This window comes from Anoxybacter fermentans (assembly GCF_003991135.1).
GTDB lineage: Bacteria > Bacillota > Halanaerobiia > DY22613 > DY22613 > Anoxybacter > Anoxybacter fermentans.
The window spans coordinates 3,047,538-3,071,904 of record NZ_CP016379.1 but is presented as its reverse complement, the minus strand read 5'-3'; the positions used below and the strand labels follow the sequence as shown (position 1 = coordinate 3,071,904).

General features: G+C 31.5%; 29 protein-coding genes and 1 pseudogene. 4 read left to right on the top strand and 26 right to left on the bottom strand.

The features are described 5' to 3' along the window. Positions 1-591: 591 nt before the first annotated feature. From BBF96_RS13990 to BBF96_RS13955, 9 genes and pseudogenes are all read right to left on the bottom strand, one after another. Positions 592-2,268 (bottom strand): DUF262 domain-containing protein, encoded by a 1,677-nt coding sequence (locus BBF96_RS13990; RefSeq protein ID WP_164731098.1) that lies wholly within the window; start codon positions 2,266-2,268, stop codon positions 592-594. A gap of 135 nt (positions 2,269-2,403) precedes the next feature. Further along, the gene (locus BBF96_RS16530) at positions 2,404-2,571 is read right to left on the bottom strand and encodes a hypothetical protein (protein ID WP_164731096.1); all 168 of its coding nucleotides are present in this window, start codon (positions 2,569-2,571) and stop codon (positions 2,404-2,406) included. A 312-nt stretch (positions 2,572-2,883) separates the two neighbouring features. After that, a pseudogene (locus BBF96_RS13980) lies at positions 2,884-3,015 on the bottom strand (PEP-utilizing enzyme); the annotation flags it as partial. Positions 3,016-3,166: 151 nt separating this feature from the next. Next, the gene (locus tag BBF96_RS13975; RefSeq protein WP_127017721.1) at positions 3,167-3,349 is read right to left on the bottom strand and encodes a hypothetical protein; all 183 of its coding nucleotides are present in this window, start codon (positions 3,347-3,349) and stop codon (positions 3,167-3,169) included. A 96-nt stretch (positions 3,350-3,445) separates the two neighbouring features. Continuing rightward, positions 3,446-3,571, bottom strand: a complete 126-nt coding sequence (locus tag BBF96_RS17175; protein WP_257791993.1) for a hypothetical protein — start codon at positions 3,569-3,571, stop codon at positions 3,446-3,448. A 103-nt stretch (positions 3,572-3,674) separates the two neighbouring features. Continuing rightward, positions 3,675-3,950, bottom strand: a complete 276-nt coding sequence (locus BBF96_RS13970; RefSeq protein ID WP_127017720.1) for a PEP/pyruvate-binding domain-containing protein — start codon at positions 3,948-3,950, stop codon at positions 3,675-3,677. A 41-nt stretch (positions 3,951-3,991) separates the two neighbouring features. Continuing rightward, entirely contained in the window at positions 3,992-4,222 is a 231-nt protein-coding gene (locus BBF96_RS13965) for a PEP/pyruvate-binding domain-containing protein (RefSeq protein ID WP_164731094.1), read from the bottom strand. A 384-nt stretch (positions 4,223-4,606) separates the two neighbouring features. Continuing rightward, the gene (locus BBF96_RS13960) at positions 4,607-5,587 is read right to left on the bottom strand and encodes a polysaccharide deacetylase family protein (RefSeq protein WP_205665649.1); all 981 of its coding nucleotides are present in this window, start codon (positions 5,585-5,587) and stop codon (positions 4,607-4,609) included. Between the two features lie 57 nt (positions 5,588-5,644). Beyond that, the gene (locus BBF96_RS13955; protein WP_127017718.1) at positions 5,645-6,487 is read right to left on the bottom strand and encodes a class I SAM-dependent methyltransferase; all 843 of its coding nucleotides are present in this window, start codon (positions 6,485-6,487) and stop codon (positions 5,645-5,647) included. A gap of 231 nt (positions 6,488-6,718) precedes the next feature. Between BBF96_RS13955 and BBF96_RS16525 the strand changes: the two genes are divergently transcribed. Beyond that, the gene (locus BBF96_RS16525) at positions 6,719-6,856 is read left to right on the top strand and encodes a hypothetical protein (RefSeq protein ID WP_164731093.1); all 138 of its coding nucleotides are present in this window, start codon (positions 6,719-6,721) and stop codon (positions 6,854-6,856) included. Between the two features lie 1,304 nt (positions 6,857-8,160). Here the strand turns inward: BBF96_RS16525 and BBF96_RS13950 are convergent. From BBF96_RS13950 to BBF96_RS13875, 17 genes are all read right to left on the bottom strand, one after another. Continuing rightward, positions 8,161-8,583: a YkvA family protein gene (locus BBF96_RS13950; RefSeq protein WP_127017717.1), complete on the bottom strand. Its 423-nt coding sequence runs from the start codon at positions 8,581-8,583 to the stop codon at positions 8,161-8,163. A 136-nt stretch (positions 8,584-8,719) separates the two neighbouring features. After that, positions 8,720-9,799, bottom strand: a complete 1,080-nt coding sequence (locus BBF96_RS13945) for an NAD(P)H-dependent flavin oxidoreductase (RefSeq protein WP_127018282.1) — start codon at positions 9,797-9,799, stop codon at positions 8,720-8,722. Between the two features lie 336 nt (positions 9,800-10,135). Next, positions 10,136-10,789 carry an HD domain-containing protein gene (locus tag BBF96_RS13940; protein WP_127017716.1) on the bottom strand — a complete coding sequence of 218 codons (654 nt, stop codon included), beginning with the start codon at positions 10,787-10,789 and terminating at the stop codon, positions 10,136-10,138. A gap of 138 nt (positions 10,790-10,927) precedes the next feature. Beyond that, complete coding sequence (locus tag BBF96_RS13935) at positions 10,928-12,676, bottom strand: GmrSD restriction endonuclease domain-containing protein (RefSeq protein ID WP_127017715.1); 1,749 nt, start codon at positions 12,674-12,676, stop codon at positions 10,928-10,930. Between the two features lie 1,084 nt (positions 12,677-13,760). Continuing rightward, the gene (locus BBF96_RS16515; protein ID WP_164731091.1) at positions 13,761-13,913 is read right to left on the bottom strand and encodes a hypothetical protein; all 153 of its coding nucleotides are present in this window, start codon (positions 13,911-13,913) and stop codon (positions 13,761-13,763) included. Next, positions 13,910-14,209 (bottom strand): histidine phosphatase family protein, encoded by a 300-nt coding sequence (locus tag BBF96_RS13930; protein WP_164731089.1) that lies wholly within the window; start codon positions 14,207-14,209, stop codon positions 13,910-13,912. Before BBF96_RS13930 ends, BBF96_RS16515 begins: the two co-directional genes overlap by 4 nt. A gap of 86 nt (positions 14,210-14,295) precedes the next feature. Then, positions 14,296-14,475: a hypothetical protein gene (locus tag BBF96_RS13925; RefSeq protein ID WP_127017713.1), complete on the bottom strand. Its 180-nt coding sequence runs from the start codon at positions 14,473-14,475 to the stop codon at positions 14,296-14,298. 14 nt (positions 14,476-14,489) lie between these two features. After that, entirely contained in the window at positions 14,490-14,708 is a 219-nt protein-coding gene (locus tag BBF96_RS13920) for a hypothetical protein (RefSeq protein WP_127017712.1), read from the bottom strand. Between the two features lie 337 nt (positions 14,709-15,045). Beyond that, positions 15,046-15,663 (bottom strand): ABC-2 transporter permease, encoded by a 618-nt coding sequence (locus tag BBF96_RS13915; RefSeq protein ID WP_127017711.1) that lies wholly within the window; start codon positions 15,661-15,663, stop codon positions 15,046-15,048. A 5-nt stretch (positions 15,664-15,668) separates the two neighbouring features. Beyond that, positions 15,669-16,541: an ABC transporter ATP-binding protein gene (locus BBF96_RS13910; protein ID WP_127017710.1), complete on the bottom strand. Its 873-nt coding sequence runs from the start codon at positions 16,539-16,541 to the stop codon at positions 15,669-15,671. Positions 16,542-16,924: 383 nt separating this feature from the next. Next, entirely contained in the window at positions 16,925-17,908 is a 984-nt protein-coding gene (locus BBF96_RS13905; RefSeq protein ID WP_127017709.1) for an ABC transporter ATP-binding protein, read from the bottom strand. A 14-nt stretch (positions 17,909-17,922) separates the two neighbouring features. Next, positions 17,923-18,720, bottom strand: coding sequence for an ABC transporter permease (locus tag BBF96_RS13900; RefSeq protein WP_127017708.1), 798 nt, complete (start codon positions 18,718-18,720; stop codon positions 17,923-17,925). 273 nt (positions 18,721-18,993) lie between these two features. Continuing rightward, complete coding sequence (locus BBF96_RS13895) at positions 18,994-19,887, bottom strand: ABC transporter permease (protein ID WP_127017707.1); 894 nt, start codon at positions 19,885-19,887, stop codon at positions 18,994-18,996. Positions 19,888-19,945: 58 nt separating this feature from the next. Further along, positions 19,946-20,107 carry an SPASM domain-containing protein gene (locus BBF96_RS13890; protein ID WP_127017706.1) on the bottom strand — a complete coding sequence of 54 codons (162 nt, stop codon included), beginning with the start codon at positions 20,105-20,107 and terminating at the stop codon, positions 19,946-19,948. Between the two features lie 927 nt (positions 20,108-21,034). Continuing rightward, entirely contained in the window at positions 21,035-21,244 is a 210-nt protein-coding gene (locus BBF96_RS13885) for a hypothetical protein (RefSeq protein WP_236777828.1), read from the bottom strand. 80 nt (positions 21,245-21,324) lie between these two features. After that, positions 21,325-21,696 (bottom strand): DNA glycosylase AlkZ-like family protein, encoded by a 372-nt coding sequence (locus BBF96_RS13880; RefSeq protein ID WP_127017704.1) that lies wholly within the window; start codon positions 21,694-21,696, stop codon positions 21,325-21,327. Between the two features lie 169 nt (positions 21,697-21,865). Further along, complete coding sequence (locus tag BBF96_RS13875; RefSeq protein WP_127017703.1) at positions 21,866-22,276, bottom strand: DNA glycosylase AlkZ-like family protein; 411 nt, start codon at positions 22,274-22,276, stop codon at positions 21,866-21,868. A gap of 312 nt (positions 22,277-22,588) precedes the next feature. Between BBF96_RS13875 and BBF96_RS13870 the strand changes: the two genes are divergently transcribed. The 3 genes from BBF96_RS13870 (at position 22,589) to BBF96_RS13860 (ending at position 23,700) form a co-directional block, all read left to right on the top strand. Beyond that, complete coding sequence (locus BBF96_RS13870; protein ID WP_164731085.1) at positions 22,589-22,726, top strand: transposase; 138 nt, start codon at positions 22,589-22,591, stop codon at positions 22,724-22,726. Positions 22,727-22,833: 107 nt separating this feature from the next. Continuing rightward, positions 22,834-23,085 carry a hypothetical protein gene (locus tag BBF96_RS13865; protein WP_127017701.1) on the top strand — a complete coding sequence of 84 codons (252 nt, stop codon included), beginning with the start codon at positions 22,834-22,836 and terminating at the stop codon, positions 23,083-23,085. A gap of 105 nt (positions 23,086-23,190) precedes the next feature. Continuing rightward, positions 23,191-23,700: an NUDIX hydrolase gene (locus tag BBF96_RS13860; protein WP_127017700.1), complete on the top strand. Its 510-nt coding sequence runs from the start codon at positions 23,191-23,193 to the stop codon at positions 23,698-23,700. Positions 23,701-24,367 lie beyond the last annotated feature (667 nt).

Here is a 24,367-nt window from a genome sequence, read left to right as displayed (position 1 = left end):
CATAAACTGTTCCGATATCATGAAAAATTACTGCAAACCCTAACAATTTTTTCTTCATCACTGATATTAACATATGAATTTGCAATTTGCTGAGCATAATTTTCAACCCGAAATGAATGTTGTACTACTATTAAATAGTTGTCATTAGACAAATGCTTGCCTGATGAATAATTTTGCTTGACAAAGTCATATAAAAGTTTTCGAGCATATAATAGTTCCATATTTCACCTCTAAAAGATGTTATTATATTGTCATAAGTTTTTTAAAGCTTTGACAATAACCTTATTTCTGTCAAATATAGATTTTTATTGAACAACTTCACAAAATTCTTAGATGATTTTCCATTTTTCATTGTTTTCACTACTGTTTTTTCAATTTCTTAAAATCTTACTTAACTCTTGAAAATTTTTTAACTGATTACCATAGAAATTTTCCATTTAACTACTTAATATGAAAAATAGGGGTTTATTATCAAAAAAATTAAAACAAAAACAAACCACATAACAGCTGTTGGCCAGATACTATAACATCTAAATAAGCAAAAAGAGTGAAAAGTTCAACTAAACATCATTTTCTTTGACATTAATTTCATTAAAAATCCAATCTCCATATGTTCTTTGCCGTTCGGCCCAACTTTTCTTGTCTTCTACTAATAGTCTCTCTGCTCCACTCGTCAAAGTTTATTTTATTAGTCATTTCAAATTTGCTAGTCGCATATATTTTTTTCTTTTCATTAAAAATACTATTTCCAATATCCCTATTTTTACAATCTTCAAGAAGTGTTAAATTCCCAATTCTATATACATAATTTTCTACTTCTTCACTACTAAAAATTTCAAACCATTCATCGGTTGGATTTTCCGGAAGTATATGTTCTATCGTTATAGAACTATCGTAGTAATCATAAGAATTTCCCGAAATTTCTTTCTCAATATTTATTAAAATATACTTTACTAGTTTTTTATTTCTCCTTGTATTAATAGAAGCTGATGAAAACATAGAAATAAATTCTTCATCAGTTACATATATCGTTTTAAGTTTTTCAAAAATATCTTTTGCTGAAGCAAGGGTATTTTGGGAAATCTTGATAGCAACTTTATTATAAACTCTTTCCATCTCGTTAGGATTTAATTTGCCTATAATATTATATCTGAATGAAATTACTGTTACCATTCTCAAGATTTGACTTAAAATATCTCTTTTGTGCTTATAGACTGCTATCAGCAAAGGATATGGTTGAGTAACTTTAAAAAGCTTCATTTCTTCTAAATACTTTATTATATCATTCTTATCTGAAAAATCATTCCAAAATTCATCATAAGGATTTTTTAGTGCTTCATAAAAATATGCAATTTCTTCTAAATCATCTAACAATCTGACTACATCTTGAGCATTTTTTATTTCCTTTTTAATATCTTTAAAAAGTCTTTCTTTTCTAACAATTTCTCTATAAGAATTTAGAAAGTACCTTAAAAAGGTTGGAAATTCTTTAAATCCTACCAAATTTATTATTCTATACCATTTATCTTCAATAATTTCAAGATCAGCTTCTGTAATTAACGAAAACATATAATTTTTTAGCAGATCTGTAGGAGTTAACTCGATCCCTCTTGCATTTAAGGTTTCAAAAACTGTGTAAGCATTTAAATCATCCTCAACTGTTATCTGAATAAATATAAGCCTTTTTGCAACTATATTTTCTAAAAAGTTTGCAATTCCTTCTCCATGATCATCCTTAAAGCGTTCTTTAATTTTTTTATAGAAATATTGATAAGCTTTATAAAGTAATTTCTGTGAATCTTTAAGTCGGGAAACATTTAACGGTTTCTTTCTTTTCAAGATATATTCTTGAAAGAAATTTCCATCATTTCTATTCAATTTTAATTTACTCCTGTAAAACAAAGAAGTTGCATCTTTTTCCCCTATGAATCTTGAAGACAGTATTTTAATTCTTTCTTCATTGGTTTTTTTATTTATGCCTTGTTTTACCAAATCATCTAAGAAAGCTATTCCAGCAACAGCCAATATTATCAAAGTTGCAAGCCTTTGTTGCCCATCTACAATAATTAACTCATCATCATTTTCCACAATTTTTAAAATTATTGCACCCATATAATGGTAGTTGTTTGTTTCTAATATATTCAAGGCGTCATTCCATAAATCTTCCCAATTCTCTTCATTCCAGGAATAATCCCTCTGAAAAGTAGGAACTTTATAAGTTTTTCCATTGAAAAATATTTCACTTAATTTCACTGTTTTTGTTTCCATTAAGTTTTTTCCCAATTTAAATCACCCCATTCTTAATCTGTTTTTCAGATTACAAATGCAATAACAACTGTCCAAAAAGACCAAAACAAGAGCATAGGCCCATAACATCCAGGCTCTGTTATCTACCGCGCCATGTTATAATTCCTTCAAATAGTCATCTACAACAAATTTCATACTATCAACCAGAGCATTTACTCTTTGTCTTAATTCGCCTAATTTTACATTTTGAATCATCTTTTTCTTCAGGATATGGTTTGCTTCTCCATGATTCTTTATGCCAAAAACATAAAGGTATATAACCACTTCCCTGATTTCCAGTTACAGCATATGCTTTTATTAAATCAGACCTCTTTATAAAACATCATCCATTACAATTTTAAAAGTATTAAAACAACATCATCACTATCTTGTAATAGCCAATTATAGTATTCCTCTATCTGTTCCCGTAATTCTTTTAAAAGAATATCCCGTAGTTGAATTACCAGTAATCGTGAGAATACAATTTCCAATATCCAAATATGATATTGTTTGAAATGATGAAGAAAGTTCTGTTCCATCAAGGGTTAAAAAGAGAGGCCAATTCTTTCACTATAAATCATTAAACAATTTATTTTATTATTTTATATAAACCTGTCCTTTGCATGCATCTACTACAACATAATCTCCTGTTAAAAGTTTAGAAACGGCTGACTCTACCCCAATTATTGCCAGAATTTGCATTTCGCGAGCCAAAATAGCTCCATGTGAAAGAAAAGCTCCTAACTTCTATAACAAAAGCTTTTGCAGCTACAAGATTTCCAGCCGAAGCAGAGGTTAACATTCTTGCTACCACAACCACTCCTTCAGGAATATCAGTAAAGCTGTCCGGATTTAATGGATTTTTCACTACATAAACATATCATTCTGCAATACCAGATGATACCGGTTGACCTTTAAGGAAATTAGAATCTTTATCATTTAAACTCTCATGCACAGTTTTGCCATCACAGATTTTATTTGGTGAATATATTTTCTTTGTCTGCTCAAATTCCTGTTTTCTCTTATCAATCCTTGTCTGATACTCTTCAGAATTACCCCTCATTAAACAATCTTTTTATTCTTCTTTTTCTAAATAGAATACATCTTCTGGATTATCAGGAAAAAGACGTCTTCTAAATTCCATTATCACAGCTCTAACCTAGGTCATCCCTTTTTGCAAAATATAATCATCATTTTCTGTCCGGACTAATAATTTACGGAAAATCAAAAGCTGTCTATAAAAATCAAACCGCTCTTTAAAAGAGAGATTTTTTCCAATTTTCAAAGCTTCTTTTCACCAACGATTTTCGTCAAATTCATCTTTTACATTTTCTGTATTTCTATTATCAATCAGATTTTTAATAATACCTAACAATCTTTCTAGTTTTTTAGCCAGAGTAGGTAAATAATAAATAAAATAATGGCACAAATGGTTTATCACATTGATCCATTAAAAACCAATCTCCTGACAATTTAAAGACTTCTTTTGAAAATCGGTCACATTCATTTTTATTAACAATGCCAGTTACAGGGCGAACCTGAAGCCAATAAAGAATATTATCCTTAATTGCCCACTCCATATCAACATCATAACCAAATTTTTCCGCTACTTTTCTGAAAGTTTCCCGAATCATTTTCAGTATATTTTCATTAAAATCATCCAATTTACCATTTTCCCAACCTTTATCAGAATAAATCCAGGGAGTTACTTTTCACTAACAAGCTGTTCTCCCCTTCCCCGACATATTTCAATTACGGGTTTAGCTACTCCCGTTAATGGATTACAAGAAAAAACAACTTCTGAATAATCTGATTCAATAAATCTTTGAATAATAACTCCCATTCCATGTTCGTCTCCTGAATCTAATACTTCATTGACAGCATCAACAATCTGAAGAGGGTTCTGAAATAATAACTGTTTTGAACTGACCAACACAGGATGTTTTTCTGGAATCTTCAATTGTTGAAGAAGGTCTGACAGCCCATCCTGTTAAAGAAAACAAAAATTCCAAATTAGAGTGATTCACGAAAGGACATTTGGGCATCTACCAGAAACCGGTAGATAGCGTCGTTTGGCAACCAGCCGAACAAGCCGTGTTCTGGGAATATGGGCACTTCGATAGGCCGTCAAATGACAGCCTATCGCTTGCGTCTAAACGAAATTTTGCGAACGTAGTGAGAAAAATTTGAAAAAAATTTAAGCTGAAGATTTTTCCGTTTAGTCACTGTTATTTGCCCTGAGCGAAACGAAGTAAAGCGAAAGCACAGCGTGATCAAGCAACCGAAGAGAGTAAAGAAGTTTGAAAACCTGCCGTACATTCTAAAAATTAATAACTTTTAATGTCCATATATTAGGTTTAGCAAATCTATCTTTAGGTAAATCATTTGTATCCAATCTTGGAAGAATAAGAGGGTGATCCTTATTTAAATCTGCAATACCAACTTGGGTTGTTAATGCTAGTTTACATCCATTTTCTTTAAGTAAAAACAATAAAGATTCATTATAAGCTCCATAAGGATAACACATAACCCAATCGTTAATATCACAACCAAGTTTTTTAAGAAAATCTAAAGAAAGTTCAATTTCTCTTTTTTGTTTTTCTTTTGATAATGTGTTTAACCAATAATGATCATAACCATGACTCCCAATATACATACCTTTTCTTTTCATACATTTTAATTGATCAATATTCATGTACAGTTCACGCGAAAAAGAACCTTCATCCTTAGAAACATACTTATTAAAAAGCGAATTAATAATTATATTTCTGAGCTTTTCTGGTAGTTCTCTCTGGAGAATTCTTTTTATAAAAATTACCTCTTTTGTATCAAATCTATTTTCCTTAGCCAATTTCCTAAAATAATATTCATTGTTTTCTAAAGAATACTCTTTTCGAAATTTATCTAACATAGAGTAAATGTCAAAAATTATTTGCTTTTTTTCTTTAACAGAAGCCAAAATAAAATGAATTTTATTAACATCCAATACATGATGTTCCTGGATTGCTTTGGCGGGTGGGAAAAAACTTCCCTGGATACCCAATTCATCCAATATAGGAAAAACAAATTCAAAATGATCTTTATAACCATCATCAAAAGTAAGAAGCAAAGAATTATCTGGCAACTCTTTATTTAATTTGACAGCTTCAATTAATTCTTCCATTTTAATTATTTTATAGTATCTTAAAAAATATTGTAATTGCTCTTTAAATAGGTCTACTGATAAACCCTTTATCTCAGGGTATTGAGAATGTTTTAAATCTCGTACATAATGGTACATCACAATTGTTAATTTTGACATATTTCACCTCTTTTCTCATACATAATGACGCATCATAATTGTTAATTTTAACACATTTCACTTCTTTTTAACATGAATCATAAAAGAAGAAGAATACGGTATTAGACACATATTACCTTCTCCATAATTTTGTAATAAATTTGAAATGTTTCCATAAATTGTAGGATATTTATCTTTGAATTTAGGAACGACTCCATGAATATGAATTGGAAAAATTTCAATTGGTTCAAAACCTTTGTCTTTTAACATATTTATTAATTGCACCGGAGTAAATTGATATCTTGTTGAGACTTTTATTCCTGTTTGCGGGTGTTCCTTATCTGCTTTTTGAAGTGGTGCTGTTTTTAATCCTATCAAACTATTAATATCATTCGAATTTACTATTTGTATAGCTTCCATTAAAAGTGCAATTATATTCCCTTCATCAATTTCTTCTTGTGTAAACTTATTTAATGAAAAAATATTAAAAAGTCTGTTTCTTGATCCTAAAACCAAAGAACCACCTGGCTTTAAAGCTTTTAAAGAAATATCCAATAACTTATCAAGTTCTTCATATGAAATATATTCTATAAATCCATTTGCAGAAATTACATCGTATTCATCAAGTTCAAAATGGAAATCAAAGATAGAACAACACACAAACTTTGCTTTTTCAAGTTGGAGTTTTTTTGCTTCATTTTTAGCGATATCAATCATTTCTTTTGAAAAATCAACACCAATAGCATTAATACCCTTTTTTGCTATTTCACAAACAAGATCTCCAGTTCCGCACCCAACATCTAAAACGCGTTCTGTATTTTTTCTCTCATTAATAACCTTAATAACGTAATCATTTCTTTGTTTAATTACATTAACTTCATCTTGTGATTTAATATTCGCTTTTTTTCCAATCCTGAGCATGTTTTCTAAAGTATTCCAAAACTTCTTTTTGTTGTTTTTTATCCATAGAATCGACCTCCTATAATTTTGATTGTTCCGTCAAATTTTCTCCCTTTTTTCAGGGGACAAAAACTTGATTTTTCCTTGTAGGGGCAAGATTTTCCTGAAAAAAGAAATCCCTCCCTTAAAGTAGTAGGTAGTAGTTGACCAAAACACAACTCCCTACACCCAGAATGGGGGGATTCGTAAATTATGATTCGTCAACCACTACTTAATATCCTCTTAAATTCTTTATTAAATTTTCTTCTTCATCTCTTTTTAGTTCTCTTACAATATTTCCGTATTGATTTTGAACCATCTACCAGATTGATGTCAGCTACTCTAAACTAAACAACCTTGATAATCCTTTACCTCTCGTAAAACCTGTTTACAAAGATTATCAAACATTACTCGCTGAAGTTGAAAAAATGGATAACCAATCAAACCTGTACGTAGAATTAAATCTTTAAATGTTGATGTTGATAAAAGCCCACACTGTGGAGCTCCTAAAGATTACCTCGGATTCTTTGGATGTGATCCAGATGGATATCAAAAACTTCAGTGTAAAGTTTGTAAATATCAATGGGCTCCAAAAAAGCCTCACCAACCCAAAACACATCCTACCTACCATTGCCTATTTTGTGGTTATGCTCTCTCATAAAAATGATAACTGCCCTAAATGGGTTAATCAATCATCTCTCAGTATCTTTCTAAGCATCGTGATGCTAAAGCTGCCCTCAAAATTCTATGAAGGATCATCAAACAATACGATGGTAAAAAACTTACTCTAGTGACCGATAAAGCTCCAATCTATGAAGTTGCTATACATGCTGCTAAAGTATTTCTAAATGCAAAAATTGATCGCCACCAGATTAAAGAGCTTTTCCCTATGGAATAGTCAATTACAGCAATGAAGCTTATCGTCCTTACAAAAACATTGTAGAACGCTTCTTTGGAACTTATAAATTACATTATAAACGACATAAAAGCTTCAGTTCTTTCGAAGGTGCGATCTCTCATGCAATACTGTATCAGTTGTATTTCTTCAACTACTTAAAACCCCATGATTCATTTGGCGGTAAACCACCTTTGTAGATTACAGACTCCACTGGTCGAATAATTGAAAGCTGAACGCAACTCATCAGATAAATCATTGAACAAACATCTAACCTTCAATAAGCCTTACAGAAGCTAAACTACAAAGCAAAAAGTCAAGATAGTATAACAGGCCGAAGCCCATTAACCCTGGCAGGTTCCTTAAGTAAAGTACAATTAGTGATAAAACTTATTAGAAATTTTGATTTCCTTATTTTTTGATTGAATGGTTAATTATTACTTGACTCTAAGCATGATATTTTTTATTCTACCCAATAGAATAATCTTAAACTGCCACCTACTTCCATTTTCCAGGAAATTTCATGTCTCATTTGACGCTACCCGGTTTGTGAAATATGTCGCATAACGTTCCAGGTGTTTCCAATGTGCCCGTGCCGCAGGCCTGACACAAAACTTGCCAGCCACCACATTTATATAATCCAATGCAAGTTTTGTGACAGAGGACTTGTGCCGTAGGGTAGACGTTAGCTCTAACGGAAACACTTTGTTATATGACATTCCAATAATAATAAAAATTTAAAGGGGTTACTTTATAAGTATTATTTATCTTCCAAACTTGATGCAACTTCATCAATTTGAAGTTCATTAGCTTTCCATGCTTTAAAACGTTCAATTTCAGAACTTAACAAGTTAAAAACTAAGGCAAATGCAGCAGCGTCATCAGTAAATCCAACAGCTATTATGAAATCAGGTATTAAATCAATTGGTAGTATTAAATATGCTAAACAAGCAATTATTAAACCTAAAGTTTCATCATCTATAACATATTTCTTTTCTGACCAAGCTTCTAACATTTCAACCAATAAATATACTTTATCAAGAAATTTAATTTTCTCTTTCTTCTTATCTAAAAATGTTTTTATCTTACCTAAAATTTTTGTTACACTTTCATGGCCAGTTCCCCACTCATTTGCTAATCTTCCTAAAAATTTTAAAATTTCATTTTCTGTAAATTCCTTCATATATACCACCACCTCATTTATAATATAATCCAAAGTAGGGATGTCACATAATGGTTCCAGCATAAAAAAGCAAAAATTTGGACAAGTACCGCAAGGTACGAACCTTTTATGCTGTGTTAGGCGAAACAATTTAAATTTATATAAATGTTGCCTCTTCATATTCTGTCAATAAGGTCTCAATCAATTCTTTAACAGAAACAATTTTATCTACTTTATAAGCGTTAGTTCCTGCAAAAGTGAACCCTTCATCCAGATTTCCCTTTTTCGCATTGGTTAATGCAAGTGCAATGCAGTATGGTGACTTTCTGTAATCACATGTTTTCAAACACTTCCACGGACATTTAAATGGTTTTTTAATACCTGCTGATACTTCATCTAAAAATATATTTCGTATCGCCCTTCCCGGTAATCCAACAGGACTATCAATTAAAATTAAATCTTCCGGTTTACACTTTACATATGCATCTTTGAATTCTATATCTGCATCACACTCGTATGTGGCTACAAATCTGGTTGCCATCTGCACTCCTTGCGCTCCTAATTGGATAAATTTGTGAATATCTGCTCCAGTGTATATACCTCCTGCAACAACGACTGGAATACTTTTATTAAATTGTTGCTCAAAAGTTTTTATTACTGAAATAACCTCTGGAAGCATTTTCTCTAATGTACAATTAGAATCATTTATTTGCTCCCTTTTAAAACCGAGATGTCCTCCAGCTAAAGGTCCCTCAACAACTACAGCATCAGGGACATGATTATAGTTCTTTGCCCAATATTTAAATATAATATTAACAGCTCTTGCAGAAGATACAATAGGAACAATCTTTGTAGAAACTTTTCTCAATCCATCCAATGGTAATTTTAATGGAAGTCCGGCGCCAAGAAATACCACATCTGCACCTTCTTCTACTGCCACCATTAAAAGTTCATCAAAATCTGAGAGAGCAACCATTATATTGACTCCAATAATCCCCTTTGTCATTTCCTTTGCTTTTCTTATTTCTTTTCTCAAAGCTCTTTTGTTTGCTTCTTTAAAATTTGTACTAAAATCAGGTTCAAGCATACCAATTCCAGCAGCACCAATAACTCCAATACCACCCTCGTTCGCCACAGCCGAAGCTAATCTTGATAAAGATATACCAACACTCATCCCGCCTTGAACAATTGGTATTTTAGCCTCAAATTCGCCTATCCTTAATCCTGGCATTTTCATTGAATTCATAAAATATATACCTCCATTAAATTGTTTCACTTAACATACCGAACATATCTGAAGTCTACCTAAGACAAATTTAGATGAACACCCCAGATGTAAACTAAATACGCTCATTTATCAGATATTGATCGGTTTAATTTCATAGATACGCACCCAGATTTCCGATATAAATTCCTCCTTTAAATAGCCTACGACTCCACAATCAACAATATACTTTTCTACAGACTTAATAAATGTATTTGAATGCTTTTCTATGTATCCACTATCTATTCTGAGAATATTTCCAGGCATTTAGATTAAAAAGATCATCAAGTTGAAAAGCCCCAAAATATATTATGTTAATAACTCTTCAAGTTGTAATAATGAATCCTTAATTTCATTTTCAAGTTGCTGTATAAAACTTCCAATAAAATTAATTTTTTGGTCTATTATTTCTCTGCCCTTTTCTGTTCTTATTAAACTTTTCTGTTTTTTACAAAATGGAATATCTCTTTCAACCAGATCTTTTAACACATTAGAATAATAATCTGAATTATTATAATCATATTTCGATGCATACATCAAAATTGACATTGCTCCAATATGATCTAATATATCAGCATCTTTAAGAATGGAAAGTAAAATATCTCCATCATCAAATTCACCTTTTTCGGAATGTTTTTCTATTAACATAAATAATCTATTCTCATCTAAATCCTTAATAGATTCTTCCATAAGTAATTTTTCTACAATTTCTTTGCTTCTTTCAGCATGATTTTCCCTTCCATAAACTGTTCCAATATCATGAAAAATTGCTGCAAGCCTTAACAACTTTTTTTCTTCATAACTGATATTAACATATGAATTTGCAATTTGCTGAGCATAATTCTCAACCCGAAATGAATGTTGTACTACTATTAAATAATTATCCTTAGATAAATGCTTGCCTGATGAATAATTTTGCTTGACAAAGTCATATAAAAGTTTTCGAGCATATAATAGTTCCATATTTCACCTCCAAAAGATGTTATTATTATATTTGAGAAAGAAAAGAGAGAAAATTTAGACAAACAAAATAAGTCGTATAGTCCGCCAAACAAAGTAATAAAGCCTTCTTAAACCTCGCTTATTGAATTAAACATACCATTATCTATTTAAACTCTTAAAATATTCTTTTATTCCTTTAGCCATCAAAATTCTTCTTTCTTTTAGAAAGGTGTTATATTCAAGCTCCCAAAAATTTTGCGGCAGATCATATTTTTTTAATATTTCATTTTTTTCCTCATCTGTCAAAGAGGAGGTTAATTCCAACCAGTACTCTCTCGGCGGTTTGTCACTTATATTAATGTTTTCCTTATATTCGAGATAAATTAAATTAGCAATTTGATTTATATTTTTTACATCAGTTATTCCAAATTTCTTTAGATAATTTTTCGGGAATATGTGATGCAAATCAATTGTTTTCTTCTTCATTTTCAAAAGTGGATTTAAATAATCTCTCAATTTAATATTCGAAAATAGAACATTAATATCCCTATAAATTAGAGATGCCAAATATACAAGATAAGCATGATTTTGAGTAGAAGAAGATATTAATCTTTGAGGCAAAGTTATTTTCCAGTAATCTTCTGTCAGCTCACTATTCATTATTTCTTCCAGTTTTTCTATGAATACGGTCTCATCCTTAAATAAAGTTAAATCTTTTTCAATTACACTCTCCGGAGAACCTGTATATCTCTGCGTAAGTAAAGAAAAAACAAACCATTTCCTGATGATAGTCTCCAAATCCTTGTAATGAATGGAGAATTTATGTTTTCCTAATAAATATAAAGTATATGATACAAAAAATGCTATTTTTGAACTTATCAACTTATCATTAACAAAACCAGCGCTCTGGATTATCTTTATAAAATCATGCCAATTGGTCAAATCTAATGCCTTTTTCTGTTCTTCTTTAAAAATCTCAAAATTCTTTTTCCTGAATTTCTCTGAAATAACTTTATTTTCAAAATCTCTACCCTTAAGAATTAAATAAGCATATTTTAACCGCCCTCTAAGAAAAGAACAACCTACTATAGTCCTTACTAAATGTTCTGGATTAGGTTGTATATTAATAACATTAAAAGATGTTGGAATATTTTCATTAGGAATTCTCCTGGACATTTCACAAAATTCTTCTATCTGTTTCCGTCCCTCTTCCCAATATACAGCCATTAATGTCAAAATAAAATCAGACTGATTCAAAGATTTTCCTTTACTATTTATCCTAACAAAAATTTCCGATACCTCTTCAGGATCCAGACTTGAAGACAATTCCAATACAGAAAATGGATAATTAAGAAGATTCCTTACCCTCTCAATATTTGCGGCTATTTTATTTTCATCTATTTCTTTTTCAATTAATTTTGACTTTATTCTAGATAAATAAGAATTTATATACGAATAGGTGGAGCTGTTATCAAAAATTGCACTTATATCTGAAATCCATTCTGGATCCTTTTCAATTGCTGCATTCCATACTTCAAACTTTTCCTCCAGAGGATTAAAAGAAATTTTAAGTTTTACCTTCTTGAAATTCTTATTAACTATCTCTTTATTTTTAATTATTGAAAAAAGAGAGGTAAGTCTTTGTTGACCGTCTATAACTAAAAATCTTGGTTCTCTCTTATTTTCCAGATTAATCTTTCTATATTTGCCAGGTTCCACAATCTCCCACAAAATAACCACACCTGCGGGCAGCCCCTTGTAAAGTGAATCTATCAAATCTCTAACTTTTGTTGAATCCCATACAAACGGTCTCTGGAGATCCGGTAATGCAATATCTCCTGTGTCTATATCATTAATTAAATTTGACAATGCGTATGTTTTAGAATTAAATACCACATTATTTCTCATTTTATCATCTCCTTTGCAGGATTTGGAATGTCATATAATGTTGCCGGCACATACGACTTTCCATGTAAAAAACAATACTCCCTAAAAAGCAATGACATAAGAGCTTCTATTATTTGATACGTCAAGTTATAATTCCTTCAAGTAATCATCTACAATAATTCTCATCCTGTCAACCAGGTCATTTAATGTTTAATTCTATCAAAAGTATACTTTATTACTTTATTATTGAACTTGCATCAATTATTTTTGGTTCATATATAGTTAGTTGTTTTTGACAATGTAAGTACTTTACCATCTTTAACAATTGCACATTTTATAGCCACTGCAAATTCTTTCTTCATAACAACCTCTTTGTACATTTTTATATTGGGATGTTAATAAAAAAAATAAGAAATCTCTCCCCCGAAGTAGTAGATAATAATTTGCTACACCCAGAATAGAGAGATTTATTAATTATAATTCGCCAATTACTACTTAATACCCTTTTACAACACTTTTCACAGTTTGTAGATAACTTTTGTACTGCCAATCTCTCCTGTTCTGACCCTGGTTGTAATATCAGTTTCACTTACCGCATGAAGTATAGAACCCATTGACATTGAAAGAATCATATATTTAACTATTTTGGACACCATCAAAGGGCTAAGTTGACCCTGATTTGCTTTTGTTATAATATACCATATAGTCACTATGGCATAAGTATAGAGAAATTTTGTACAAACTCGATTGTAATGAAATCTTAAAAAGCTTCCAACATGGCTAAATCAAGAGTCCAGACTTCTTTCACAAAAACTTTTTCATTATACCAAATTATTTAATATCTTGTAAATATATTTGATGTAATTACCCTTCAACAATAAAAAAATTCTTGATGCTTTTTCTAAACAGACAGGTAAAGTCACATTGTAATATATTTATTATCCATTCAATAAAGCATTTCTGGGCTTCAACAAATTGAAAAGATTCCTATAAAAGTAATCTTCACACCAATGGATATTAAATGATCTCTCGGATAAAATAAATTGTTTTCCTAGAAGTGCATGGTGTTCAAGTTCTAATTATTGTACAGTAATTAAGACCGGGGTTAAAGGACAATCTTAATCACTTTGCTATAATAGGCAGTATCATTTAACCTTGAAATTACTTTACTTCTCCATGAATCCTGCCTCAGATAAGTTATACTACAGGTTGATATATCAAATGAAATTTTTAAAATTACTTTATCATTATTATTCAACTCAAGCCACCAGAGAATAATACATACTTGACATGGGATACAATTAAGGTTATTTCATGCTCATCTTCGTTAATCTTCTCCATAAATGATACTATTCGTGTATTCAACATCCGCCAACTTTCAGCCTGCGGATATGGTATCCAATCAATGGCAGGCTCTGTAAAAGGAAGTACTATTTTTTCAGCCTCTTCTTTATTGAGATTTGCTACCATACCATTATTTAAATCCCGGAGATCTGGTACCAATATAGGTGGTTTAAAGAGAATTTTTTCAATTATTTTCGAAGTTTGATTCATCCGCTTCGTCCCTCTATAAAATAAATTTTTCATCCATAATCACATAATTTTCGCCAAATTTTTGTAAAAAAGATTTATAATCCCTGTCATCCAATAAAAATATGTAAATCCCAGTCAGCCAGTTTATCAAATCCTTCCTCTATTCCCCATCCAGTCGACCCACTCAACACAACAGTCGCATAAGGTTTTAGTTCATCTGGGAAAACATTATCAGATAAGCCATTGAAATATTCCTGAATTGCTTGAATTGTTTCATTATGTTTCACTATATTTATTCACCTCATTTATTGTATTTGCGTAATATTACCCTTGTAATTCCAAAAAACAACATTAATATAATACAGAGAACAATATATTTTATCTCAATATAATTCAATACTTCTTTTAACTCATAGATTCTATTTTCTTTCATTATACTGATGATATAAAAAACAATAAACCCAATTAACCCCAACAAAGTAAATTTTAATATTTCTTTGATATTTTTTGTATCTTTCATATTAACATCCTTTCAAAAAATTGTAATTTCAAAACCAGGAATAATACCATCTTCAAGCTCATTATTTATATTGTTCATATATTTCCAAGTTGAAACTGTATCTAGTAAAATAAAAATGAAGCATTTTGCCAAGTAGTTATACAAAAAATATGCAAATTATAGCTTTACATGAAAAAAGGGTATAATAGGCTGTATAGCCCAGCAAATTGGCTTCTGCCTGCATTTATTCTAAATCATGTCTCAGAAGCTCCATATCAAGCTGTAATTTGACTCATATTTAATGAATAAAAATACAGCCAAATGCAGAATTTTTATATGACCAAAAACATATAAAAAATTAATTATTGAACTTAATACTGATAAAAAAAGTTATAATTAGACTTAATATAGTAACAAAAAATAATCCAATAATATACTGACCATGCAATAAACTCGACACATCTATTTGTACTTTTAATACTTTTTGAAGAAACAAAGATACCAATAACCCTCCAAAGACAAGAAAAATTAAAGAATTTTGTGCTGTATAATAATTTTTGGTGAAAAATAACATTAAATAAATTGAATAATATATAGTATACAGTAGTATTATAAAAATATTTATTTTTATAATATAAGATAAAGATAAATCTTTTGTTACAAAAGACTGCACAATTACCAAATATATTAGACTAGCAATTAAAATAACCAACATTTCTATATACCTACTCAACACATGTTTATATCTCCCTATTGGTAATGATTTTAAATACATCCTGACATCTCCACAATCTTCTAAATAACAGATTTTACCAATAATGATACCTGTACTGACCAGGGGTATCAAAAAATTCATAAACATATATTTCTCTTCTCCATCTATAATCAAGAAAATAGGAAATATTAAAGAATATAAAATAGCAATAATAATAAATTTTTTATTAAATAAAATATCTTTTTTAATTATATTTAACATCACTTTTACCTCCTTAAATAAATCAACATCTCATCAAGCATTATTTTTTCTGTTTTATATTTGTTTAAAATATCCTTTTTAACATTTTGAACATCAAACAAAATATAATCCTTATTTATAACACCTATACTCTTTAATTCCTGAAAAGCCTCTTTATCCAATTGTTCAATATTGATTTTTTTGTATCTAACGTGTATTTCTTTCTTTTTGCAATCTAGTAATATCTTACCATTATCTATATAAATTATTCTCTCTGCAATTTTTTCAATATCTTCAGTTATATGCGATGAGAAAAAAATAGTCATATTCTGTTTTTTGGCACAATCATACAAAACTTCTAATACCTCTTCTCTTATAAGCGGGTCTAAACCAGAAGTTGGTTCATCCAGCAATAATAATTCCGGTTCATGGGACAGTGCTAAAGCAATTAAGAATTTAGTCTTCATTCCTTTAGATAATTCTTTCATTTTTTTGTTCAGATCAATATCAAACACTGAATTTATATAATATTTAAATTTTTCGTCATTCCAGGACTCTTTGTAAACTCCTTTAACAAATTTATAAATATTTTTAATTTTAATATTTTCATAAAAATTTTGATGTTCGCCTACATACCCTATTTTTCTTTTTATATCTATTCGTTTATCACAAAACTTTTCTCCTCGATAAAATACTTCACCTTTATCAAACTTTATAATATTTAATATCAATTTAATAGTAGTTGATTTACCTGCGCCATTTCGCCCGATAAAACCTGTAATTGTTCCTTCTTCAAGCTCAAATCCTATATTATCCAGATAAAAAGTATCATATTTTTTACATAAATTTTTGACAGTTAATATTGATTTTGTTGTTTTAGAAATTACACTATTTTTCATCTAAAACATTCCCTTCTTTTCATTGATTATAAAAAATTTACTTATTTTGAATTTAATACAGCAACATAGATACTTAATAAAAGTGAATTCTTTACATAACTAAAGTTAAATAATCGGTCTCTAATATCTCTCTACCTCCCACTGTCTTGATATTTTAACCTGACCTTATTATTTTGAACAGAATTTAATGGCTTTTTCATCCTCTGGAACTTATTGTTTATAATATCAATAATTATTTTTTTATTTTAATTATAACGAATTCTTTTTTAAAAAATCAAGGCAATTTTCATTTACAAACATAGATTTTGAAAACCTTATTATCTAAGAAAACCTCTCCAGCACTCTTTCTCCATATAATGGCCCATGATACAGCGCTAATTACATTAAATAGCCCCCTTGTAAATATCACTTATAATGGTTTCGAGCCGCGTTTCATGAATTGTCAGATCTTTCACTTCATATTGTCCTGTGATCCGGGCAATCAAATCAGCTGCAGAAAGTTCTTCACGGTTAAACTCAAACCAGATTTTCCGGCCTTCCTGTTTCACAACTTTTGCCGGATTGAAATCCACATTCCCAACCGTTTCAGCCAATTCCACCTCAAGGGTCCGGATTTTCCCATACCTCCGTTTTATTTCATCCTGTGTTCCGTCATAAATCAATTTTCCTTTGTCAATGATCAAAATCCGCGAACAGACTGCTTCCACATCGGCCAGGTCATGGGTTGTTAAAAGAATCGTCGTCTTACATTCAGCATTGATAGCTTTAATCATAGAACGCAACTTCTCTTTTGCAACCACATCAAGACCGATTGATGGCTCATCAAGTAATAGAATTTCAGGCTCATGGAGAAGTGAAGCAGCAATCTCGCACCGCATTCTTTGTCCTAGACTCATCTGGTGAATTGGTATCTCCAAAATTCCCTCAATCTCAAGAAGTCCGGACAAAAAATCAATATTCCGTTTTAACCGATCTGTTGGAACAGAATAAATTTTTCCCAACAAGTTAAAAGAATCAATCACCGGAAGATCCCACCAGAGTTGACTGCGCTGTCCAAATACAATTCCAACCCGTCTCATCAACTCCCGACGTTCTTCAAAGGGAACCATTCCATTTACCAGTATAGAACCACCGCTTGGATATAAAATCCCGATTAACATTTTAATTGTTGTGGATTTGCCAGCTCCGTTAGGTCCTAAATAACCAACAATCTCACCTTTCTCAATTTCAAAACTTACTCCATCAACTGCATTGATAATCTTGTATTCCCGGGAGAGCAATGTCTTCAGTGAACCCATAAATCCATTATACCTTTTGCGGACTTTAAACTGTTTTCGTAACTCTTTTACAGAGATAATTGTAGACATCTATTCTGACCTCCTTAATTACCTGTACTCTGATATCTTTTCAAGCCAAAATCCCAGAACAAGAGCGACAGGTAAAAGACCATCACTGAAACAACAGGGCCCAAATACCTGAAAAATACCGGAAACCCCAGAGGATCATAGGAAAAGAAATGCAGACACGGAAAATAGTTAATAAATGCTACTGGAATAATGAAAATTACTATATTCCGTAGAATGGGCCTGTATATGGATATCGGATAACTGATCATTCTAAGAGTACCGTGGGTCATAATCCCCATCAGTTCTCTACTCTCCACAGCCCAGAAAGCAATTGCCGCACTGATAATAAATAAAGCACCATACAGCAAAGTCCCGCTTAGAATTGTCACAACCAAAAATAATATATTAGAAAGCCCTGGTTTTATATCTAAATGTATAATAGCAAAAATAAGAACAATTATCCCGAGAATCACCTGTCCCAAGCGGTTTAACGGCAATTCATAAGCCACCAGTTGAAACCTCTCATCTATGGGACGGATCAAAAACCTGTCTACCATTCCCCACTTAACCATATTCGGAAACCTTTGAAATCCGCAAAACATTATTCGCGCCAGAGCATAGGCAACGGTTACAATCCCATACATAAAAGCAACTTGATACAATGACCAGCCGCGAATTCCTCCGAACTTATCCAGTGCAAACATTATCGTAATAAATTCTACTGAATAAGTAAGAAAAACAACCAGAAGACTAAACACAAATGAAACACGATATTGCATTTGTGACCTGAGATTAATTGAAATTAAATGAAAATAAAGTTGAATATATCTCATGTTAGCTCCCCTCAATCTATTAATGATTATACTGCAAAATGCTAATTTTGAGCGACATAGAAATTTTTAGACAAACCAACTTAGCGAGATTGAAGTCGAAATAAGGTCTCATCACAGGAAGTAATGAGCTAATCAAGGGCCAGGAGGGCCCTTTGATTAGGAAGCCTTATTTCGACTGAAATCAAGCTTTAGATGGTTCGAAAAATTTCTCAAGGAGCGAAAAATTAGCTTTTTGCAGTATAACAATTAATTTAATAAATTCGAAATATACCTCTACCCACCTTGCACAGAAATCTTTTTCATTGCCATCCGAAACAATATCCTTGCCAAAGTAATGGCAACAACTATCCAGCCCATCTCGACTGCCAATAAGCGCATTGCCCTTGGCTCATTCCCAAGAAAGATGGAAATCGGAATGTAAAACTGTCCTGCAAAGGGCAGATACACAACTATTTTTGCAAGCCATTCCGGGAAAAATGCAATTGGTAAAAGCAAGCCCGAAAACAGCATCGCCATAACATTAACCACCTCAAGAATTCCACGGCTTGAATTCAACCAGAATCCAAGTACCAATGCACTAAAATGCAAACAGTTAGTAATAATGATTCCTCCAAGAACACTAAAAATGAAAAGAAAGATAGTCCAAATTGATGTGGGTGGAGCCCAGTCAAAAAAAATAAAAAGTACCGCCAACAATGGAACAGCTCTAAAGAATAGATAATAAACTACTCTTCCCAGTTCTAATGATAAAATATAGACAAAATAATCAACTGGACGAATCAAATCCACAATAAATTGACCAGAACGAATATCTCCATCTAAGTCTACCTCACCCAAAGCTCCAGAAATACCAGATACCATCAATAAAGCCTCTGCTAAACCAACATAGGTTACCGCCTGGACTACTGTATAGTTAAATGTCTGGCCTCGCGAACTAAATAATGCAATCATAATATTCGCCTCTACAACAAACCAGAAAACATTTACCAGAAAGCCACTAACATTTGCTAGACGATACTGTAAAAACTTTCGAAAGTTCATTTTTGCTATTGTCACAACAATCGATATTAAAGACCAGATCCGTTTAATTGGATTTTCCTTAAAATCCATCCCCCAGGAAAGACAAACCCCACTTTGATTAACAATTTCTTTTTGTACCCTATTCAAAGGACCAACTCCTTTACAACGATTTATCTATCATTCTTAAAAAGTTTATTCAGGCCAATCACAAGGGGCACAGGTCGATATCATCCAATTTACTACTCTGATACAATTCCCGGAAGTGTTGATACCTCTCTGTCCAGATCTCCATTAAATCATCTTCATTCACATTACTAAATACTTTGCTGCATGATAAAACTCTACCATCCCAGGTAATCAACATCATATCCCATGAATCCTTCTCCCCAGAGAACTTTATATTCAAGCCTTAAGAAAAAACAAAAACCAGGGCATTAATTAACCCATAGTTTTTTTCCAATAGGACATTGCCTACTATATATTCATAATTAGAGGTATTAGACCTAGGGACAACGTTACACAAATACCCCTTAATCCTGCAATAGATATAATTATTTTTCCAGATTCTTTACATTATTGTTATGCTTCTTTATTTGTTCAAAAATTCCTTTAAAATTTGGAATGGGGAATTGATCCATATTTGCTATCTCTGATTTTAATAAATTTTGTTCTGGATAGAGTTGCGGGTAATTATTTAAAAAGGCCAATACCATACTTTACCATGATTTTCATAACCCGGATAGTCGAGTTGCAAGGCTTCCTGGTCCAATACCCACTGACGTCAGCCATCCTTTTACTGCAAAAAGCTAATTTTTCGCTTCATAAAGAAATTTTTCGAACCATCTAATTGATTAATCTATGATGAGATCCAGATTGTTGACAAACCCTTCTTTTTTTTTAGAGACTTGCCCTTGCACTGGTATTCAGCTTTAGAAACTAAAATATAATTTCTGAAGCGTATAAGTCAAGGCTAGAACCAGACGGACGGAAGCCTTAACTTTTAAGGACGCGCGACCAGGACGGCGGAGCGTCCAGTAGCGGAAGAAATTATATTTAGTTTTTCTGGTCCCCTGTGGGAGCAGGTTATCTAAACCTTCTCTTTTTTAACAGCCTGGGCCTCATCACATCCTGTAATGAAGCCATTCTTTTCAATCTCACTAAGATGGCTTAACGAAAAATTTCAATAGAGCTCAAAATTAGCTTGTTGCAGTTTAATCATACATTTGATTCATCACAAAAGTCTGACCATCCCATTTTTTCCATATTGGTTTCAACTATCTTTACCCCATATTGTTTAAGCTTCTTTGTAAAGATGTAGTACCTCAGACAATCCATGAAATTTAGCCAGATTAAATAAACTATTATCAAGAGCAGCACTTAAATCCTTCGATCCACATTTAATCTCAGCAGATTTAACAAGAAACTGATTCTTTTTACGATCAGCTTTACAATCAACATATCCAACAAAATCACTGCCAAAGAGAATTGAAAGTTGCCATTTCATATTCTTTTTCTGAAAATATTCCATGGTAAAAGTATAATTAAATAACTTATTCAGCCATTTTCTATTTCGAACAAAATTATCTAAAGGAAAGAGTAATGATATTTTCGGTGATTATTATTTTTCTCAATAACCATCTGCCAATCTGGTATAACCCACCATTGACCTCGTATACCTTCGATTGAAGCTGTTGTAGCTAGACCCTGCTTTCTATGATATTCTAAAGCTTCCTCTACCTTTTTGGAAGGAAGTCCTGTAATATAAGCAATATGACTACGACCTGCAATACCATAAGCTTTCAATATATGTAAAACAAGCAAGCGTCTAGCTTCTTCTTCAGTCACATTCTCATTAGGCCAGGGCCCGGGTATTAAAAGCTCTTTCAATCCAAAGACTGGTTGGCGAAAAGTTCCAGACAAACGGTCAGTAACAATGATATCTCCTCGCCGCAACATACGATAAAAAGCTTGTTAATGGGGAAGCTTTTACTTTTTGTCCCGAACGAGCTCTTTTTACATAATCTCTCCATTCTTCATAGCGCCCCAAATTAGTCCACAGCTGTTCCTGTACCATTGATCCATTCTTTGCAAAGGCCTGAGCAACCATATCTTCAGCTCTTTTATCTTAACTAAAGCATTCCTTTGCCTCTCTATCTGCATCTGATCCACCCCATCGGCGTATTTGACGGGTTGCCTTACGGTAAAGTATAAATTCATCTGTTGGTACAAAGAATTTATTGTGTCTCATGGCATAAACCTCAATTAGTGTACGTTCATGGTAAGCTGCCCGATCAAGATCCTCTTCCTTAAAATCGGGAATTCTATTCCATAAGACTAAATAATGATTCTGACTTACCACCGGATTGGGATCATATTGAACTTCTGTGAGAACACAAACAACTTCTATAGGATTTTTCAATTTACTATTTTCTGATAAAAGTTGACTGTAGATTACCAAAGCTCTAGCCTCTTCCAAAGTCAGATGAAATCCCCTGGTTACCAGAGATACCCCTCCCTTATATAGAATATTCAACATAATCTTGCTCCTGTCTTGCAAATATTTTTCTTACTTCATTTTGTGCAAGATGATACCTGGTTTCTAAAATAATTTTTCAACCTTTTTCCGAGAGCTTTTTTACGAAGTTATCATATATACTTCTATGATGGATTAGGAAATTATAGTGTTGTTTAATCCTCTAGCTTAAAATATAATCATCCTGTAAATCAAAATTTTTATCCTTATTCCAACCCCCAATTTCTTCAAAAAGCTGTTTGCTCTATATCCCTCTAATGAATTTGGAAAAATAGTGTTTAAGGGATATAATTAAATTAAAAAGAATTATTAATGATGAAACGTAAGAAGTATTCTAATGAATTTAAACAGCAAATCCTTGATGAATATAGATTAGTAAGTAATGTTGCTCTGGTTGCTCGTCGTCACGAAATTTCTAAAAATACAATATATGATTATACTGCAAAAAGCTAATTTTGAGCAACATAGAAATTTTTCGCCAAATCATCTTAGCGAAATTTCCGACGAAATAAGGCCTCATCACAGGAGGTAATGAGCTAATCAAGGGCAAGGAGGGCCCTTTGATTAGGAAGCCTTATTTCGGCGAAAATCGAGTTTCAGATGGTTCTAAAAATTTCTCAAGAAGCGAAAAATTAGCTTTTTGCAGTTTAACCAATATATACCTTGATAAAAACCAATCTAAAAAAGGTTCAACTAAAGCTTTTCCCAGAGATAAAGAAAAACAAGCTGATAATTCAAAGTCTTCAGAAAGGTCAATATCTGGTTATTCCTTAACAAATAAAATCAAAGATCAACTCAAACTTTGTTTTTAGCTGTAATTCCTGTAAATCTTCAAAGGATAATAAAAGTTCTTGTCAAATATATTTCAATGTGACTTCACCCCCCAGTCGGTTTTTTATTAAGGAGGAAGTATCTGTATGAGAGATTCATTCTATTTATCCACAATTTGTTATCTAATAAATGATAGGAGAGTTTTAATGATCAATTTTAAAGAAAAGTGGGATAAACGTTATTGTGCTCCTGGCGGAAAAGTACAGTTTGGAGAGACTCCTAAAGAATGTATTATAAGAGAATTTAAAGAAGAAACTGGTTTAAAATTAATTGACCCTTTTCTAAGAGGTATTGTACAATGGATTGATGATGATCGACATTTGAATGGTCTAATTTTCATTTATCAATCTACAAAATTTGAAGGGAATCCAATAACCCAAACAAAAGAAGGAATATTAAGATGGGTTCCTATTGATGAAATCAGTAAATTAGATCTATTCCCAATTAATAAAAAATTTATCAATCTTATCTTTGATACATCCAATTTTTTTGAAGGTAAATTTTATATAGATCAGAAAACGAATGTTAAAAGTTTTGAACTTTATGAAATACCCGGAATAGAAAACTCAAAAGATACCCAGTGCTTAATAGATTGATTCATTGTAGAATACCCTTTCTGTATCCACCTTTTACCCAGTCGTTTTTTATATTAAAAATTCAATAAAATTTCAAACAATTCCTTTCAGTAAATCTATATTTTGTACTTCAATTATATTTTAATTCCACTCTGATTCAACATGTTAAAATATAAGACATCAACCCATCTGAGTTACAATATTAGAAAAATGTAAAACATGTCTCTTTTATAATGACAAAAAGAGACAATTGATAAACTAATTTAATTTGCAATTCAAATAAAAAAACCCCACTTTTTCAGGAAAAAATTCCGTGGGATTTTTATCAACCTGATGCTTAGTAATTATATTAAGTCAAATTAATCAAAATTCAATAGCCATGAAGCTTTGATTAAAGGTTTATATTTTTTAGCAATAATAAGATGATTATACTACAAAAAGCTAATTTTGAGCGACATAGAAATTTTTCGTTAAACCATCTTAGTGAGATTTCAGTCGAAATAAGGCCTCATATGAGGATGTGATGAGCTAATCAAGTCACTGAAATCGAACTTTAGATGGTTCGAAAAATTTTTCTTGAAGCGAAAAATTAGCTTTTTGCAGTAAAATCATTTATTTTTTTGAGTAATTTATAATTTTTAGTATACCACACAAAGATAAATAAAATCAATACTTCTATAATATTTCT

What these genes read in the sequence shown, in the direction of transcription:
- BBF96_RS13990 (WP_164731098.1), bottom strand. Translation starts at nt 2,268, where the DNA reads ATGGAAACAAAAACAGTGAAATTAAGTGAAATATTTTTCAATGGAAAA.
- BBF96_RS13975 (WP_127017721.1), bottom strand. Translation starts at nt 3,349, where the DNA reads ATGAGGGGTAATTCTGAAGAGTATCAGACAAGGATTGATAAGAGAAAA.
- BBF96_RS13960 (WP_205665649.1), bottom strand. Translation starts at nt 5,587, where the DNA reads ATGTCAAAATTAACAATTGTGATGTACCATTATGTACGAGATTTAAAA.
- BBF96_RS13955 (WP_127017718.1), bottom strand. Translation starts at nt 6,487, where the DNA reads ATGCTCAGGATTGGAAAAAAAGCGAATATTAAATCACAAGATGAAGTT.
- BBF96_RS16525 (WP_164731093.1), top strand. Translation starts at nt 6,719, where the DNA reads ATGATTCGTCAACCACTACTTAATATCCTCTTAAATTCTTTATTAAAT.
- BBF96_RS13950 (WP_127017717.1), bottom strand. Translation starts at nt 8,583, where the DNA reads ATGAAGGAATTTACAGAAAATGAAATTTTAAAATTTTTAGGAAGATTA.
- BBF96_RS13945 (WP_127018282.1), bottom strand. Translation starts at nt 9,799, where the DNA reads ATGAAAATGCCAGGATTAAGGATAGGCGAATTTGAGGCTAAAATACCA.
- BBF96_RS13940 (WP_127017716.1), bottom strand. Translation starts at nt 10,789, where the DNA reads ATGGAACTATTATATGCTCGAAAACTTTTATATGACTTTGTCAAGCAA.
- BBF96_RS13935 (WP_127017715.1), bottom strand. Translation starts at nt 12,676, where the DNA reads ATGAGAAATAATGTGGTATTTAATTCTAAAACATACGCATTGTCAAAT.
- BBF96_RS13930 (WP_164731089.1), bottom strand. Translation starts at nt 14,209, where the DNA reads ATGAATCAAACTTCGAAAATAATTGAAAAAATTCTCTTTAAACCACCT.
- BBF96_RS13920 (WP_127017712.1), bottom strand. Translation starts at nt 14,708, where the DNA reads ATGAAAGATACAAAAAATATCAAAGAAATATTAAAATTTACTTTGTTG.
- BBF96_RS13915 (WP_127017711.1), bottom strand. Translation starts at nt 15,663, where the DNA reads ATGTTAAATATAATTAAAAAAGATATTTTATTTAATAAAAAATTTATT.
- BBF96_RS13910 (WP_127017710.1), bottom strand. Translation starts at nt 16,541, where the DNA reads ATGAAAAATAGTGTAATTTCTAAAACAACAAAATCAATATTAACTGTC.
- BBF96_RS13905 (WP_127017709.1), bottom strand. Translation starts at nt 17,908, where the DNA reads ATGTCTACAATTATCTCTGTAAAAGAGTTACGAAAACAGTTTAAAGTC.
- BBF96_RS13900 (WP_127017708.1), bottom strand. Translation starts at nt 18,720, where the DNA reads ATGAGATATATTCAACTTTATTTTCATTTAATTTCAATTAATCTCAGG.
- BBF96_RS13890 (WP_127017706.1), bottom strand. Translation starts at nt 20,107, where the DNA reads ATGATGTTGATTACCTGGGATGGTAGAGTTTTATCATGCAGCAAAGTA.
- BBF96_RS13885 (WP_236777828.1), bottom strand. Translation starts at nt 21,244, where the DNA reads ATGAAATGGCAACTTTCAATTCTCTTTGGCAGTGATTTTGTTGGATAT.
- BBF96_RS13880 (WP_127017704.1), bottom strand. Translation starts at nt 21,696, where the DNA reads ATGTTGCGGCGAGGAGATATCATTGTTACTGACCGTTTGTCTGGAACT.
- BBF96_RS13875 (WP_127017703.1), bottom strand. Translation starts at nt 22,276, where the DNA reads ATGTTGAATATTCTATATAAGGGAGGGGTATCTCTGGTAACCAGGGGA.
- BBF96_RS13870 (WP_164731085.1), top strand. Translation starts at nt 22,589, where the DNA reads ATGAAACGTAAGAAGTATTCTAATGAATTTAAACAGCAAATCCTTGAT.
- BBF96_RS13860 (WP_127017700.1), top strand. Translation starts at nt 23,191, where the DNA reads ATGAGAGATTCATTCTATTTATCCACAATTTGTTATCTAATAAATGAT.